The organism is Streptomyces sp. NBC_01257, assembly GCF_035917255.1.
In the GTDB taxonomy this organism is placed as follows: Bacteria; Actinomycetota; Actinomycetes; order Streptomycetales; family Streptomycetaceae; genus Streptomyces.
The window spans coordinates 1,937,536-1,951,368 of sequence record NZ_CP108472.1 but is presented as its reverse complement, the minus strand read 5'-3'; the positions used below and the strand labels follow the sequence as shown (position 1 = coordinate 1,951,368).

The window sequence follows — 13,833 nt, the reverse complement described above, 5'->3', positions numbered from 1 at the left end:
ACCTCCGGCTCGACGTGTTGCCGATGCTTGTTTCTGTCGCGCGACAGAAATTAGGGGGCCGGGGAGTCGTGGCCATTGCCCGTTCGTTGCGCGGGAGTTACCGAGTGCTCACCAAGATCGTGGCGCCCGGGGATGTGGGACGATCGGCCCATGTCCAGTACCTCGGGAACCGGCGGCGGCCGCCGGGTCGGCCGGCCGCGCGCCACCCAGCGACCGGACACCGGACTGTCCGCACGGGAGGAACTCCTGTCCGCCGCAGCCGAGTTGTTCACCACTCGTGGATACGCGGCCACCACCACCCGGGCCGTCGCCGAACGGGCGGGTATGCGCCAGGCCACGATGTACCACTACGTGGCGGGCAAGGAGGATCTGCTCGCGGCGCTGCTGGAGTCGACCGTCACCCCGTCGCTCGCGCTCGCCGGGAAGCTGCTCGCGGACGCGTCGCGGCCGGCCGAGGACCGGCTGTGGGAGCTGTGCCGCGCGGATGTGGCGCTGCTGTGCGGCGGCCCGTACAACCTGGGCGCGCTGTACGTCCTGCCGGAGGTGCGGGCCGAGCGGTTCGCGGACTTCCACCGGGTGCGGGCGGCGCTGCGGGCCGCGTACGGGGAACTGCTGGCCGCCACCGGGGCGGGCGCGGCGCTCGGCGCGGACGAGGCGCGGCTCCGCGCCGATCTGGTCTTCGGGCTCATCGAGGGCGTGATCCTCGTGCATCTGTCGGAGCCCGGGCGGGCGACGGAGACGTTCGCGGCGGCCACGGCGGACGCGGCGCTTCGGATCGTGGGCGTGGGGGCGGATTCCGCCGGGTGATCGTGGTGCGGCCGGGACCGCTGTCCGCGGACCCGGCCGGTGACGGTGGTCCCTTCCGTGGTGGGGGTGACACGCCCTAAGTGCGGTTGCCGCTCCTCATCGAGGCGCCCGCGCAGACCAGCCCCAGCAGGACGGTCAGACCGCCGATGATGACGTTGTTGAGCACGACGCCCATGTCCGGGCTGCTGCCCACCACCCAGGGCGAGATGATCATCCAGGCGCCCATCGCGCAGATGGCCCAGCTCAGGCCGTACATGCGCTGCGGCATCACGGTGAATCCCAGCCCCAGCACGGCGATCGCGATACCCATGATCAGGTTGTGCGTCACGAGGGACGACTGGGACGTCGTGAAGTGCAGCACCCAGGGCGATACGGCGCAGTACAGACCGACCAGGAACACCGGCCCGTCGACGAGCGCCACGTCGCGGCCGCCCATCATCCGGTCGTACCGGTCGCGCATTTCGGAGACGTCGGGGTGTCCGGTCATGTCGTGACCGGTGTGCGAGACGTTTGACATGGTTCGTCTCCCTTGCTTTCGCAGGCCTGGCCGCCGCTGTGTGCGGCAAGCGACCCGCTCTGCCATTGTGCTCTTATATGCCCCTTATGTGTAGGTTCAAGGCAGCTGAATCTCCGCAGGATGCGCATCGGTGCTCCGGTCGTCCAGCCGCCGGGCCAGCGCGATCAGGTCCGGGGTGCGCAGCACCCGGTCGCCGTACCCCGGCAGCGGGACGTGCAGCGGCCCGGTCCAGTGCGACGGGATCGCCCCGAGCCCGTACACCGCACCCGTCAGCGCCCCCGTCACCGCGGCCACGGTGTCGGTGTCCCCGCCCACGTCGATCGCCGCGGCCAGCGCGTCCTCGTACGCACGCGTCGTGCGCAGCGCCCACAGCGCCGTACCGAGGCAGGGCCACACCGCGCCGTTGAACTCGGTCGCCAGGTCCGGATGCCAGTCGGGTGCGAGGACGGCGGCCCAGCGCTCCCGGTGGGCCGCGTGCACGGCGGCCAGTGCGTCGGGGACGGCGTCGAGCGGATCGGCCCCGTTCAGCGCCACCCGGATCAGTTCGTGCAGGACGGCGGTGCCCTCCCAGGCGGCGCGGTCGCCGTGCGTCAGGGCGGCGATCCGGCGGGCCGCTTCCATGGTCGCGGCCCGGGCCTCCGCCTCCGGCCGCTCCGGCCCGGCGAAGTACACGGCCGAGGTGGCGGCGCGCATCAGTGAACCGTTGCCCGCCGCCCGGCCGTTGATCCGGAAGTGCAGCGCCGCGGCGAGGTCCCACGGATCACCACTGGTCAGGACGGCCTCCGTCTGGAGGCCGATGTCCTTGGGATCGCCGGCCGCCCACCGCCGGAACCGGCCGAACAGGTCGGGCAGGTCGAGACCGCCGCACTCCAGCAGCGACTCCGCGACGAGCACGGCCATCTGCGTGTCGTCCGTCGCCTCGCCCGGGTCCCAGCCACCGCCGCCGCACATCGTGCCGGAGCCGTCCGGGAAGCGGGCGGTGTGGACGCCGGCCGGACCGAACTCGAACGGCGCGCCCAGCGCGTCGCCGACGGCCGATCCGACCACCGCGCCGGCCGCCCGGTCCTGTCTGCTCGGGGAGTCCATCCGGTCAGCGTACGGAGGCCGGCCGTTTCACGCAGGCGCGATACACGGCCCCGAGCAGCACCGTGGCGCCCAGGAAGAGCACCGTGAACCACTGGAAGTACCAGTGCCCGCCCGCCGGGTCGTACACCGCCGCCCTCGGCCAGGCCAGGTTGACGGTCATCACCGCTCCGTACCCGAAGGCCAGCGCGTTGACGGGGAGTCCCCAACGGCCGAGCGAGAAGAGCGGTTCGCCCGTCTCGTCGTGCGGCGGGCCGGAGGCGGGCGAGAGCGGCAGGCGGCGCAGCCGGCGCAGCAGCATCGGGCCCGTGACCATGGCGTACGCGAGGTAGAGCATCGCGATGCACGTGGTGCCGATGGCCAGGAACGCCTCGGGGGACGCCAGGTTGAGCAGGCCGAGTGCCGCGGCCGCCGCGCCGACGAACAGGGCGGGTGCGGCGGGCATTCCGGTGCGCGGGGAGACCTTGGCGAGGCGGGCGGAGAAGGGCAGTACGCCGTCGCGCGCCATCGAGAACAGCATCCGGGAGCCGGCCGTCTGGATGGCGAGGGTCGCCACCGCCACGGCGACCGCCACGTCGGCCAGCAGGAAGCGGCCGACCCCGTCCCCGAGGCTGCTGGTCAGCACGTACGAGAGGCCCTCCGTGGCCAGCCGGCCGTCCGTCAGGTCCGGTGCGGCCAGGATGCCGGCGAGCACCAGTAGTCCGCCGAGCACACCCGCCGAGGCCAGTGCGAGCAGGATCGTGCGCGGGGCGGTGCGGCGCGGGGAGCGGGTCTCCTCGCTCATCTCGCCCGCGCTGTCGAAGCCGATCAGGACGTAGGCCGCGGTGAAGGAACCGACCAGCAGGGCGCCGAGCGCGCCGCCCTGGCCGCCGGTGTGCAGCGTGACGCCGGGGGTGCGTTCGGTGTGGGTGAACAGGAGGACCAGGATGAGGACCGCGCCGATGATCTCGGCCGTCACTCCGACGCGGTTGACGACCGACATGACCCTGTTGTCGAGCAGGTTCACCGTCGTGGTGAGGGCGAGGAGGACGACGGCCAGCAGCGCGGCGTTGGCCGCGCCCGTCGCCGTGGTGGGTGCCGGATCGCCGCCCACCAGCTGGAATCCGGACCAGATCGCGGGCAGCACCACCTGGAGCGCGAGCGCGGCGGCCGCGACCACGACGATCTGTCCGATCACCATGATCCATCCGGCGAACCAGCCGAAGGCGGGGGTGCTCAGCCGGGTCGACCACTGGTAGATCGCCCCGGACAGCGGGTAACGGGCGGCGAGTTCGGCGAAGCACGCGGCGACCAGCAGCTGGCCCACGAGCACGGCCGGCCAGGTCCAGAAGAAGGCCGCGCCGCCGAAGGAGAAGCCGAACGCGAAGAACTGGAAGACGGTGGTGAGGACGGAGATGAAGGAGAAACCGGCCGCGAACGAGGCGTAGCGCCCCATGGAGCGGTGCAACTCCTGGCGATAGCCGAAACCGGCCAGGGAGGTGTGGTCGCCCTGGCCGGTTCCGGCGGGATCCGGACGTACGTCCGTTGGTGCGGTGGCGGTCATGTCAGCCCCTGTCGCCGATTTCCTGTCGGGCGACAGAAATTAGGGACGCGCTGTTTCCGGGGCGTGACGTGACCGTGTCCGGGCGGGGCCGAAGTGCTCACGCCCTCCGGCGGGTTGCCGAAGGGCGTGAGCGCGGGCCCGCGCGGAAGGACCGCTACTTGGCGGGCATCAGGACCGTGTCGACGATGTAGACCGTCGCGTTGGCGGTCGGGACGTTGCCGCAGACGACCTTCGAGGAGTCGTTCACGGTGTACGTCATGTCCGAACCGGACGTCGTCAGCTCGCTCTTCTCCAGGGTGTCGAAGGAGCCCTTCTCCAGCTGCTTCGGCGTCAGCTTCTGGCCCACCACGTGGTAGGTGAGGACCTTGGTGAGCGCGGCCTTGTCGGCGAGCAGCTTGTCCAGGTCGGCCTTCGGGACCTTGGCGAAGGCGTCGTTGGTCGGGGCGAACACCGTGATGTTCTGCGCGTTGTTCAGGGTGTCGACCAGGCCGGCCTTCTTGACCGCGGTGACCAGGGTGGACAGCGCCGGGTTGTGCGAGGCGGCCGTGGCGACCGGGTCCTTCGCCATGCCGTCGAAGGAGCCCGCACCGTTCTTCGGCACCGACGAACAGGCGGGGCCGAAGGGCTGGTCCATGGGCATCGTGTCGCTCGCGGACGCCGACGCCGGGTCCGAGGCCTTCGCCGAACTGGCCGAGGAGCCGGACGCGCTGTCCTTGGAGTCGCTGGAGCAGGCCGAAAGGGCCAGCGGCAGGACGAACGCCGCCGAGATGGCGACGGCGGCACGACGCGCGTGGGTGACCTTCATGATGGTTCTCCTGGTTCGTATGGGTGACCGAATGATTACGGTCGGTAAGGGGGTTGGGCTGTGCGAAACGCTGCTCCTCGCGGAGCGCGTGAGTAAGGGGAGGTGGTGACCGTCCGGTCAGGACACGTCGACCACCACCGAGTGCCAGCCCGTCGCACCGTTGGGTACGGTGCCGACGCGCCGGTCGGTCTGAGTGGCGCCGGTGCGGTCCGTCGCACGGACCTCCAGGGTGTGGTTGCCGGAGGTGGCCGGCCACTCCCACACCCACTGGCGCCAGGTGTCACGGCTGTCCTCGGCCGCCAGCTTCGCGGGATTCCACGGGCCGCCGTCCACCCGGACCTCGACCCGCTGGATACCGCGGTGCTGGGCCCAGGCGACCCCGGCGACCGGAATGGTGCCGGCCTTCGGGGAGGCGAAGGGGCGGGGGGTGTCGATCCGGGACTCGGTCTTGATCGGTGCCTGCTTGGACCAGGAACGCTTGACCCAGTAGGCGTCGTAGTCGTCGAACGTGGTCAGCTCGATGTCCTTGATCCACTTGCAGGCCGAGACGTATCCGTACAGGCCGGGAACGACCATCCGGACCGGGAAGCCGTGGTCGAAGGGCAGCGGCTCACCGTTCATGCCGAGGGCGAGCAGCGCGTCGCGTCCGTCCATGACGTCCTCGACCGGCGTGCCGATCGTCATGCCGTCCACCGAACGCGCCACGATCTGGTCGGCGGGTCCACCGCCGGACGGCGGCTTCACCCCCGCCTCGCGCAGCAGATCGGCCAGTCGCACACCGATCCACCGCGCGTTGCCGACGTACGGTCCGCCCACCTCGTTGGACACGCAGGTCAGGGTGATGTCGCGCTCGATGATCTCGCGGCGCAACAGGTCCTGGAAGCTGAGCGTCAGGGGCGTCTTCACGCCCTTGCCGTGGATCCTCAGCCGCCAGTCGTTCGCATCGATCCGCGGCACGACCAGCGCCGTGTCCACCCGGTAGAAGCTCTTGTTCGGGGTTACGAACGAGCTCAGCCCCCGGATCTTCAGATCGGCGCCCGCGGGTACGGCGGGCGCCCGCGAGCCGGGTACGGGCAGCACCAGGTCGTTCCGTGAGGCGGTGGCCCCGGCCTGGACGGCGGAGGTGAGCCGCCGCCCGAGCAGACCGGCACCGGCCGAGGCGACCGCCGCGGCGCTCGCCGCGATGACGAAGCCCCGCCGGTCGAAGGTGCCGCGGACCGGCTCCCCGTCCCTCCCGCCAGCCGCGGGGGAGGGGCCGGGAGCCGGAGCCAGCCGTCCGACCAGGAAGTACAGCAGTCCTGCGGCCAGCACGGCACCCACCACCGAGGGCAGGGCGTCGGACGGGCGGCCCTCCGGCCGCCCGATCGCCGCGACCGCCCCGACCACGCCGAAGACCAGAACGGCCGCCGAACCGATCAGCCGGTGCCGCAGTGCCAGCATCCCGACCGCCACGGCGAAGACCGCCAGCAGGGCCAGAATCCCGAGCTCCAGGACCAGCTTGTCGTTGGTGCCGAAATGGCGGACCGCGAAGTCCTTCAGCGCCGGGGGAGTGCGGTCGATCACCGCACCGCCCACCACCGCGACCGGACCCGCCTCGGGACGCACGACCGCCGCCACGAGCTCGGCGACGGCCAGGGCGCAGAACCCGGCGATCACACCGCTGAGCGCGGCGCAGGCCGCTCGTGCCCAGCGGGACCGCCGGGACCCGGGGGCCCCGCTCTTCGCTTCGTTCCGATCTTCGCTCACAACCGGGATTCGTGGCCGGTCGGCCCGCGGATTGGTCTGTCACCCGAACGAATGAGAGTCGGTCCCGGCCAATCCGCGGCGCGACCTGTAACGAACCACAGTTGAGAGGCCTCGCCGCTCGCGCGCGTCAGCGCGCGAGCGCGGGGCACGGGCAGGCGGAGGGAACGGCATGACAGGCAGGCGGCAACGTACAGCGGTGGTGGGGAGCGGGGTGGCGGGACTGACCGCCGCGCACATCCTGCGCACGGCCCACGACGTGACGCTGTTCGAGGCGGACGACCGGGTGGGCGGCCACGCGCACACCCACGACCTGCCCGCGTCGGACGGCCGCGTCCACCGCGTCGACTCCGGCTTCATCGTGCACAACCGGCGCACCTACCCGCATCTGCTGCGGCTCTTCGCGGAGCTCGCCGTCCCGACCCAGGAGTCGGAGATGAGCATGTCGGTGCGGTGCGAGGGATGCGGCCTGGAGTACGCGGGTGCCCGCGGCCCGGCCGGTCTGCTCGCCCGGCCCGCCCAGCTCCGGGACCCCGCCTATCTGCGGATGCTGGCCGCCGTGCCGCGCTTCCACCGGGCCGCCCGCCGCCTCCTGGCCGACGGCGGACCGGACGCGGACACGATGACGCTCGGCGAGTTCGCCGCCCGCGGCCGCTTCTCCCCGTACTTCACCGCCCATTTCCTCACCCCCGTGGTCTCCGCGGTCTGGTCCTGCGACCCGGTGACCGCGATGCTGTACCCCGCCCGCTACCTCTTCCGCTTCCTCGACCACCACGGGATGCTCGCGGTCGGCGGCTCCCCGGTGTGGCGGACGGTCACCGGCGGTTCGGGCGCCTACGTCGAACGGGTCACCAAGCAGCTCGCCGCCGTCCGCACCGCGACCCCGGTCCGTGCCGTGCGCCGGCACACGGACGGCGTCGACCTCGTCACCGCCGACGACACCACCGAGGCGTTCGACTCCGTCGTCATCGCCACCCACCCCGACCAGGCGCTGCGCATCCTCGCCGACCCGACGGACGAGGAACGCCGCACCCTGGGCGCCTTCCGCTACTCCCGCAACCCCACCCTGCTGCACACCGACACCCGGCTGCTGCCGAGCGCCCGCGGCGCCCGCGCCTCCTGGAACTACCTGATGCCGGACTGCTCGGCCGACGCCCGGCACGTCACCGTCAGCTACGACATGAACCGGCTCCAGCGGCTCGACGCCCCCGAGACCTTCGTCGTCACCCTGAACGGCGCCGACCGCGTCGCCCCCGGCCTCGTCCGCGCCCGCATGGTCTACGAACACCCCGTCTTCACCCCGGAGTCGGTGGCCGCGCAGGCCCGGCTGCCCGCCCTGTCCGGCCCGGTCACCGCCTACGCGGGGGCGTACCACGGCTGGGGATTCCACGAGGACGGCTGCCGCTCGGGGGCCGAGGCCGCCGCCGCCCTGGGGGTGGACTGGTGAACGCCCTCTACCCCTGCACCATCGCCCACGTACGGAGTGCGCCGGGCAAGTACGCGTTCCGGCACCGCACCTACCTGTGGCTGATCGACCCGGACGGGCCGCCACCGCTGCCCGCGGCCCTGCGCCTGCTGGCGGGTTTCGACCCGCGCGACCACTTCGGCGGCACGGCCCCGACCATCCGGGACGGACTGAGCCGCTTCCTGGCCGCGAACGGCGTCGACCTCGCCGACGGCAGCGTGCGGATGCTCACCCAGGCCCGGGTGTTCGGCCACGTCTTCAACCCGCTGACCGTCTACTGGTGCCGCCGCGCGGACGGCAGCCCGCTCTGCACGGTCGCCGAGGTGCACAACACGTACGGCGAACGCCACTGCTACCTGCTGCGCCCGGACGCCGACGGCCGGGCGTCCACCGGCAAGGACTTCTACGTCTCGCCGTTCTTCGACGTGACCGGCTCCTACCGGATGCGGCTCCCCGAGCCGGGGCCCCGGCTCGACCTGACGGTGCACCTGGAACGGGCCGGCATCCGGCCCTTCACCGCCACGGTCCGCGGAGTGCGCCGCCCGGTCACCCCGCGCGCCCTGCTCCGGCTGGCGCTGCTCCACCCCTGGTCCACCGCCGTCGTCTCGGCCGCCATCCGGCTGCACGGCATCCGCCTGCTGCTGCGCGGACTGCCCGTACAGCCCCGTCCCCACCACCGCCCCCAGGAAGGAATGCAGTGAGCGTGTCCACGTCCCACTCCCCGTCCCCCTCCACCTCGCCCCCGGTGCACGCCACCGCGGACATCGACCCCGGGCGCTGGCCCGATGTCGTGCGGCCGCCGCGCGGCTCAAGGCTGCGGACCCTCATCGCCGAACGGCTCGTCCGCCACGCCCTGGACCGCCTCCCGCTCCGGGTCCGGCTCGCCGGACGCGAGGACCTCGGCCTCGGCGGCCCGCTGATGGACGTACGCGACCCCGCCACGTTCTTCCGCAGAATCGGCGTCGACGGACTGATCGGCTTCGGCGAGTCCTACATGGCGGGGGAGTGGGACTCACCCGACCCGGTGGGCGTGCTGACCGTCCTCGCCGACCAGGTCGCCACCCTGATCCCGCAGCCCCTCCAGCGGCTGCGGGGCGTCTGGGCCCGCCGCCGCCCCGCCGGACAGCTCGGCACCCGTGAGGGCGCCCGCGACAACATCAGCCACCACTACGACCTGTCCAACGAGCTCTTCGCGCTCTTCCTCGACGAGACGCTCAGCTACTCCTCCGCGATCTTCCGCGGCTTCCCCGCCGAGCACGCCCTGCTGCCCGCCGCCCAGCACCGCAAGATCGACCGGCTGCTCGACCTCACCGAGGTCGGGCCCGGCACCCAGCTCCTGGAGATCGGCACGGGCTGGGGCGAACTCGCGATCCGGGCCGCCGCCCGCGGCGCCCGCGTCGTCTCCGTCACCCTCTCGCGCGAGCAGCAGGAACTGGCCCGCCGCCGGATCAGGGACGCCGGGTTCGAGGACCGTGTCGAGGTCCGGCTCAGCGACTACCGGGACGTCGAGGGCGAGTACGACGCGATCATCAGCGTCGAGATGATCGAGGCGGTCGGCGCCGAGTTCTGGCCGGTCTACTTCCGCACCCTGGAGGAGCGGCTCGCCCCCGGCGGCAGGATCGCCCTCCAGGCCATCACCATGCCGGACGACCGGCTGCGCGCCGGCGGGAGCACCTACACCTGGATCCAGAAGTACATCTTCCCCGGCGGACTCCTCCCGTCCGTCGAGGCCGTCGGACAGGTCACCGCCGAGCACACGGGCCTGCGCGTCGAGCGCTGCGACGACTTCGGCACCCACTACGCCGAGACCCTGCGGCTGTGGCGGGAACGCTTCACCGAACGGACCGACGACGTCGACGCGCTCGGCTTCGACGCCACCTTCCGCAGGATGTGGACCTTCTACCTGGCCTACTCCGAAGCGGGATTCCGCTCCGGCTACCTCCATGTGCAGCAGATGCTGCTGACCCGTCAGGAAACAGCGCGATGACACTCACGGCCAAGCAGACCGCCGCCCCCGGCGCTGCGCAACGCCTCGAACCGCTCGTCGAGCAGCTGCTCGGCGGCGAACTGCCGGTCAGGGTACGGATGTGGGACGGCAGCGAGACCGGCGCCCCCGACGGGCCCCTGGTCCACGTCCGCTCCCGCCGCGCACTGCGCCGGCTCCTGTGGGCCCCGGGCGAACTCGGCCTCGCCGAGGCCTACATCACCGGGGACATCGACATCGAAGGTGATCTCGCCACCGGCCTGCGGGCGATGCGCCACGCGGTGCGCGAACGCGGACTGCGCCCGCCGAGCCCCGGTGCCGGCGGCCGGCTGCGGGCGCTGGGCACCGCGCTGCGGCTGGGCGCCGTCGGCCCCCGGCCACCGGTACCCGCCGCCCGCGCCGGACTCCACGGCGTGTTGCACAGCAAGGCCCGCGACCGGGCCGCCGTCAGCCACCACTACGACCTCTCCAACGCCTTCTACGCGCTGCTCCTCGACGAGACGATGGCCTACTCCTGCGGCTACTGGACCAGTGAAGCCCCCGGCTACGGCCCCGCGGACGCGCAGCGCGACAAGCTCGAACTGATCTGCCGCAAGCTGGGACTGCGTCCGGGCGCCCGGCTGCTGGACATCGGCTGCGGCTGGGGATCGCTCACGCTGTACGCCGCGCAGCGGCACGGCGTCCGCGTCACCGCGGTCACCCTCGCCCGGGAACAGGCGGCGTACGTCCGCCACCAGGTGGCCGAACGGAACCTGGAGGACCTCGTCGAGGTCCGCTGCTGCGACTACCGCGACATCGCCCGGGCGCCGGGCCACGAGGGCGGGTACGACGCGGTGTCCACCATCGAGATGGGCGAGCACGTCGGGGACGAGCAGTACCCGGCCTTCGCCGGGACGCTGCACGCCATGGTGCGGCCGCGCGGCCGGGTGCTCGTCCAGCAGATGTCACGCGGGCGCGACGCCCCGGGCGGCGGCGCGTTCATCGAGTCGTACATCGCGCCCGACATGCACATGCGCCCGCTCGGCGAGACGGTGACGCTGCTGGAGGGCGCCGGCCTCGAAGTGCGTGACGTCGAGGGGCTGCGCGAGCACTACGTGCGGACCGTCGACGCGTGGCGGCGCACCCTGGAGGAGAACCACCAGGAGTTCACGGACCTCGTCGGCGAGGAGACCGTGCGGGTGTGGCGGCTCTACCTGGCAGGCGGCGCCCTGGCGTTCGACGAACGGCGGATGGGCGTGGACCAGATCCTCTCCGTACGGCCGGAGACGACCGGTGCGGCCGGGATGCCGGACACCCGCAACGGCTGGTACGCGGCTTCGGCCGAGGTGCCGGCCGCGCGTGACGGGGCGACGGCCGGACTCGCGGAATGAGCGGCTTCGCATGGGCGGCGTTCGCACAGGGCCTGCTGCCCTGTGCGGGCGCCGCCCTGGCCGTCATGCTCGCGACGTTCGCCGTCGCCCTGCGCATGGGTGTGCACCGGGTCGTGGACGTCGCCTGGGGCCTGGGCTTCACCGCCGTGGCCCTCGTCTCGTACGCAGCGTCGGCCGGTGACGGGGACGGCACCCGCCGGTTCCTGGTCACCGTGCTCACCGCCGTGTGGGGGCTGCGCCTGGCCTGGCACATCGCCCGGCGGGGCCGGGGGCACGGCGAGGACCCGCGGTACGCGGCGATGCTCGCCAGGGCGCCGGGCGACCCGCGGCTGTACGCCCTGCGGAAGGTGTACCTGCTCCAGGGCGCCCTGGTCTGGCTGATCTCGCTCCCGGTGCAGGCGGCCGGGTACCTGACGGGACCGGCCGGCGCGTGGGCCTGGGCCGGTGCGGGCGTGTGGGCGGTGGGGCTGGTTTTCGAAGCGGTGGGGGACCGCCAGCTGGCCCGGTTCAAGACAGACCCGGCGAACCGCGGGAAGATCATGGACCGCGGACTGTGGTCCTGGACCCGGCATCCGAACTACTTCGGCGACTTCTGCGTGTGGTGGGGCCTGTTCCTGATCGTGTGCCAGGCGCCCGGCGCGGCCGCCGCCACCCTGGTGGCACCCGTCCTGATGAGCTTCCTGCTCATCGGCGGCAGCGGAAAGGCGCTCCTGGAACGGCACATGGCCGAGCGCCCCGGCTTCGCCGCGTACAGGGACCGGACCAGCGGATTCTTCCCGCGCCCGCCGCGCCGCGGCTGAGCCGCCCGCCGGGAGGGAGCCAGTGTGCCCCGTACCCCGGCCGCCTCCCAACGGCCGAAGTACGGGGTGGACACCGCGAAATGGCCACGGCCCACCGGGACGACCCGACCCGGGGCGAGCGCGTGCGGCCACTGCGTCAGGGGCCCGGACGAGCGACTGCGCCGGTCACCAACGGGTGCCCGGCGCAGCCGTCGCTCATGCGGCGGGGCGCTCGCTCATGCCGACGGAAGGTTCATCAGGGCCAGCGGGGCCGAGGTCGGCTGCGCCGATCCGCCCGCCGGCTCGACGGTGACACCCATGCCGGTCGCCTGGTCCACCGGGCCGTCGAGCAGGCTGGCGTACGTCGTCGGCGAGGTGCCCGACGCCTGCATCAGACCGGCGGAGCGCATCGTGCCGTCGTCGTCGAACCACAGCTGGTAGACCTTGCCCGCGGGCGCCTCGGCGAGTCCCGAGGCGAGGAACACGGCGCGGTTCTGGCTCTTGGACACCACGACCGTGCCCTTCCCGCCGTCCTCCAGGGACCCGGACCGGGTCTGTGCGTCGGGCGCGGCGAGGACCTGCGCGAGCTGGTCGCTCTCCTGCTGGGCGGCGCGGGAGTCCTGCCGGGCCTCCTGTGCCTCCTGGTTCTGCCACACCGCGATCCCGCCGAAGCCGGCGGCGGCGGCCAGGCTCGCGGCGAGCGCGAACTTCGGCCACCGGGACGTGCGGCTCGCGGTGGTACGGCCGGCGCTCGTGGTGCGGGCGCGGTGGCCGCCGGACGGCGGCTCCTGGCGCACGGTCGCGATCTCCTGCAGCACCCGCTCGCGCAGTTCCCGCGGCGGTGCGGCCGAGACGGCGAGCCCGAGCCGGGTCGCGGTCTCCGAGAGCTCGCGCACCTCGACGGAGCAGGCCTCGCAGTCGCCCAGGTGGCGTTCGAACTCCCGGCGTTCGGAGTCCGGCAGCGCGTGCAGGGCGTAGGCCCCGGTCATCGTGTGCAGTCCGGCGTCGCTCATGCGCTCACCCCGAGGCAGTCGCGCAGCCGGATCAGTCCGTCGCGCAGTCGAGTCTTGATGGTTCCCAGCGGTGTCGCGAGCAGCTCGGCCACTTCGCGATAGGTCAGTCCGCGGTAGTACGCGAGGGTGACGGACTCGCGCTGGAGTTCGGACAGGGTCCGCATGCAGCGGCGGACCTGTTCCCGCTCCAGCCGGCTCTCCACCTGTTCGGTGACGTCGTCGAAGGCGGGGGTGCGGTCGAGCAGCGCCGCCTTGTGCTCACGGGCCGTTGTCGCCTCGACCGAGCGCACCCGGTCCACCGCCCGGTGGTGGGCCAGCGTCAGCACCCAGTTCATGGCGCTCCCGCGGGCGGCCCGGAAGCGCGGCGCCGTGCGCCACACCTCGACCAGTACCTCCTGCGCGACCTCCTCCGACTGGGCGGGATCGCGCAGGACGCTGCGCACCAGACCGAGCACCGGCCCGCAGACAGCCTCGTACACCTGCGCGAACGCATCCTGATCGCCCCGGGCGACCATCCCCAGGAGCTCCTGGAGATCGGGCCCCGCCGAGGCCAATCCGCTGATGTGCACGGCTTCTTTCACGCGGGCTTCCTTCCGGGATGCTCATCGGTCTCCACGGGTGATTCGGAGCCGGTGACGGTGCGGATTGGTCAGGGGATGGAATCCTTCCACGCCCTGCGCGATACGCGATACATCGTGGTTGACGTGTCGCGGAGAATCGAGAT

The 13,833-nt window shown here is 72.5% G+C and carries 13 protein-coding genes; 6 read left to right on the top strand and 7 right to left on the bottom strand.

Going from position 1 to position 13,833, the window contains the following annotated elements; genetic code table 11:
- Positions 1-150 precede the first annotated feature (150 nt).
- Positions 151-807: a TetR/AcrR family transcriptional regulator gene (locus OG408_RS08050; RefSeq protein ID WP_266776834.1), complete on the top strand. Its 657-nt coding sequence runs from the start codon at positions 151-153 to the stop codon at positions 805-807.
- Positions 808-883: 76 nt separating this feature from the next.
- On the opposite strand, the gene OG408_RS08045 is transcribed toward OG408_RS08050, so the two are convergent.
- From OG408_RS08045 to OG408_RS08025, 5 genes are all read right to left on the bottom strand, one after another.
- Positions 884-1,324 carry an SPW repeat protein gene (locus OG408_RS08045; RefSeq protein WP_266776832.1) on the bottom strand — a complete coding sequence of 147 codons (441 nt, stop codon included), beginning with the start codon at positions 1,322-1,324 and terminating at the stop codon, positions 884-886.
- Positions 1,325-1,420: 96 nt separating this feature from the next.
- Positions 1,421-2,410 (bottom strand): ADP-ribosylglycohydrolase family protein, encoded by a 990-nt coding sequence (locus OG408_RS08040; RefSeq protein WP_326669107.1) that lies wholly within the window; start codon positions 2,408-2,410, stop codon positions 1,421-1,423.
- A 4-nt stretch (positions 2,411-2,414) separates the two neighbouring features.
- Entirely contained in the window at positions 2,415-3,950 is a 1,536-nt protein-coding gene (locus OG408_RS08035) for an amino acid permease (RefSeq protein ID WP_326669105.1), read from the bottom strand.
- A 154-nt stretch (positions 3,951-4,104) separates the two neighbouring features.
- Positions 4,105-4,755: a fasciclin domain-containing protein gene (locus OG408_RS08030; RefSeq protein ID WP_266776826.1), complete on the bottom strand. Its 651-nt coding sequence runs from the start codon at positions 4,753-4,755 to the stop codon at positions 4,105-4,107.
- Positions 4,756-4,872: 117 nt separating this feature from the next.
- Positions 4,873-6,411 (bottom strand): sulfite oxidase, encoded by a 1,539-nt coding sequence (locus tag OG408_RS08025; RefSeq protein ID WP_266786024.1) that lies wholly within the window; start codon positions 6,409-6,411, stop codon positions 4,873-4,875.
- Positions 6,412-6,670: 259 nt separating this feature from the next.
- Between OG408_RS08025 and OG408_RS08020 the strand changes: the two genes are divergently transcribed.
- Genes OG408_RS08020 through OG408_RS08000 form a run of 5 tightly spaced genes read left to right on the top strand, consistent with a single transcriptional unit; the run spans position 6,671 to position 12,117 of the window.
- Entirely contained in the window at positions 6,671-7,945 is a 1,275-nt protein-coding gene (locus OG408_RS08020; protein ID WP_266776824.1) for an NAD(P)/FAD-dependent oxidoreductase, read from the top strand.
- Complete coding sequence (locus OG408_RS08015; protein ID WP_266786022.1) at positions 7,939-8,664, top strand: DUF1365 domain-containing protein; 726 nt, start codon at positions 7,939-7,941, stop codon at positions 8,662-8,664. The genes OG408_RS08020 and OG408_RS08015 overlap by 7 nt, the downstream gene beginning before the upstream one ends.
- Positions 8,665-8,666: 2 nt before the next feature.
- On the top strand, positions 8,667-9,950 hold the full coding sequence (locus OG408_RS08010; RefSeq protein ID WP_285573089.1) for an SAM-dependent methyltransferase: 1,284 nt from the start codon (positions 8,667-8,669) through the stop codon (positions 9,948-9,950).
- Entirely contained in the window at positions 9,947-11,317 is a 1,371-nt protein-coding gene (locus tag OG408_RS08005; protein WP_326669103.1) for a cyclopropane-fatty-acyl-phospholipid synthase family protein, read from the top strand. The genes OG408_RS08010 and OG408_RS08005 overlap by 4 nt, the downstream gene beginning before the upstream one ends.
- On the top strand, positions 11,314-12,117 hold the full coding sequence (locus tag OG408_RS08000) for a DUF1295 domain-containing protein (protein ID WP_326669101.1): 804 nt from the start codon (positions 11,314-11,316) through the stop codon (positions 12,115-12,117). The genes OG408_RS08005 and OG408_RS08000 overlap by 4 nt, the downstream gene beginning before the upstream one ends.
- Positions 12,118-12,332: 215 nt before the next feature.
- Here OG408_RS08000 and OG408_RS07995 read toward each other — a convergent pair whose 3' ends face one another.
- Both OG408_RS07995 and OG408_RS07990 read right to left on the bottom strand, forming a co-directional pair.
- Positions 12,333-13,109 (bottom strand): anti-sigma factor, encoded by a 777-nt coding sequence (locus OG408_RS07995; protein ID WP_266776816.1) that lies wholly within the window; start codon positions 13,107-13,109, stop codon positions 12,333-12,335.
- Positions 13,106-13,690 carry a sigma-70 family RNA polymerase sigma factor gene (locus OG408_RS07990; RefSeq protein ID WP_266776814.1) on the bottom strand — a complete coding sequence of 195 codons (585 nt, stop codon included), beginning with the start codon at positions 13,688-13,690 and terminating at the stop codon, positions 13,106-13,108. The genes OG408_RS07995 and OG408_RS07990 overlap by 4 nt, the downstream gene beginning before the upstream one ends.
- Positions 13,691-13,833: the final 143 nt, after the last annotated feature.

What these genes read in the sequence shown, in the direction of transcription:
- OG408_RS08020 (WP_266776824.1), top strand. Translation starts at nt 6,671, where the DNA reads ATGACAGGCAGGCGGCAACGTACAGCGGTGGTGGGGAGCGGGGTGGCG.
- OG408_RS08040 (WP_326669107.1), bottom strand. Translation starts at nt 2,410, where the DNA reads ATGGACTCCCCGAGCAGACAGGACCGGGCGGCCGGCGCGGTGGTCGGA.
- OG408_RS08030 (WP_266776826.1), bottom strand. Translation starts at nt 4,755, where the DNA reads ATGAAGGTCACCCACGCGCGTCGTGCCGCCGTCGCCATCTCGGCGGCG.
- OG408_RS08050 (WP_266776834.1), top strand. Translation starts at nt 151, where the DNA reads ATGTCCAGTACCTCGGGAACCGGCGGCGGCCGCCGGGTCGGCCGGCCG.
- OG408_RS08005 (WP_326669103.1), top strand. Translation starts at nt 9,947, where the DNA reads ATGACACTCACGGCCAAGCAGACCGCCGCCCCCGGCGCTGCGCAACGC.
- OG408_RS08035 (WP_326669105.1), bottom strand. Translation starts at nt 3,950, where the DNA reads ATGACCGCCACCGCACCAACGGACGTACGTCCGGATCCCGCCGGAACC.
- OG408_RS08000 (WP_326669101.1), top strand. Translation starts at nt 11,314, where the DNA reads ATGAGCGGCTTCGCATGGGCGGCGTTCGCACAGGGCCTGCTGCCCTGT.
- OG408_RS08045 (WP_266776832.1), bottom strand. Translation starts at nt 1,324, where the DNA reads ATGTCAAACGTCTCGCACACCGGTCACGACATGACCGGACACCCCGAC.
- OG408_RS07995 (WP_266776816.1), bottom strand. Translation starts at nt 13,109, where the DNA reads ATGAGCGACGCCGGACTGCACACGATGACCGGGGCCTACGCCCTGCAC.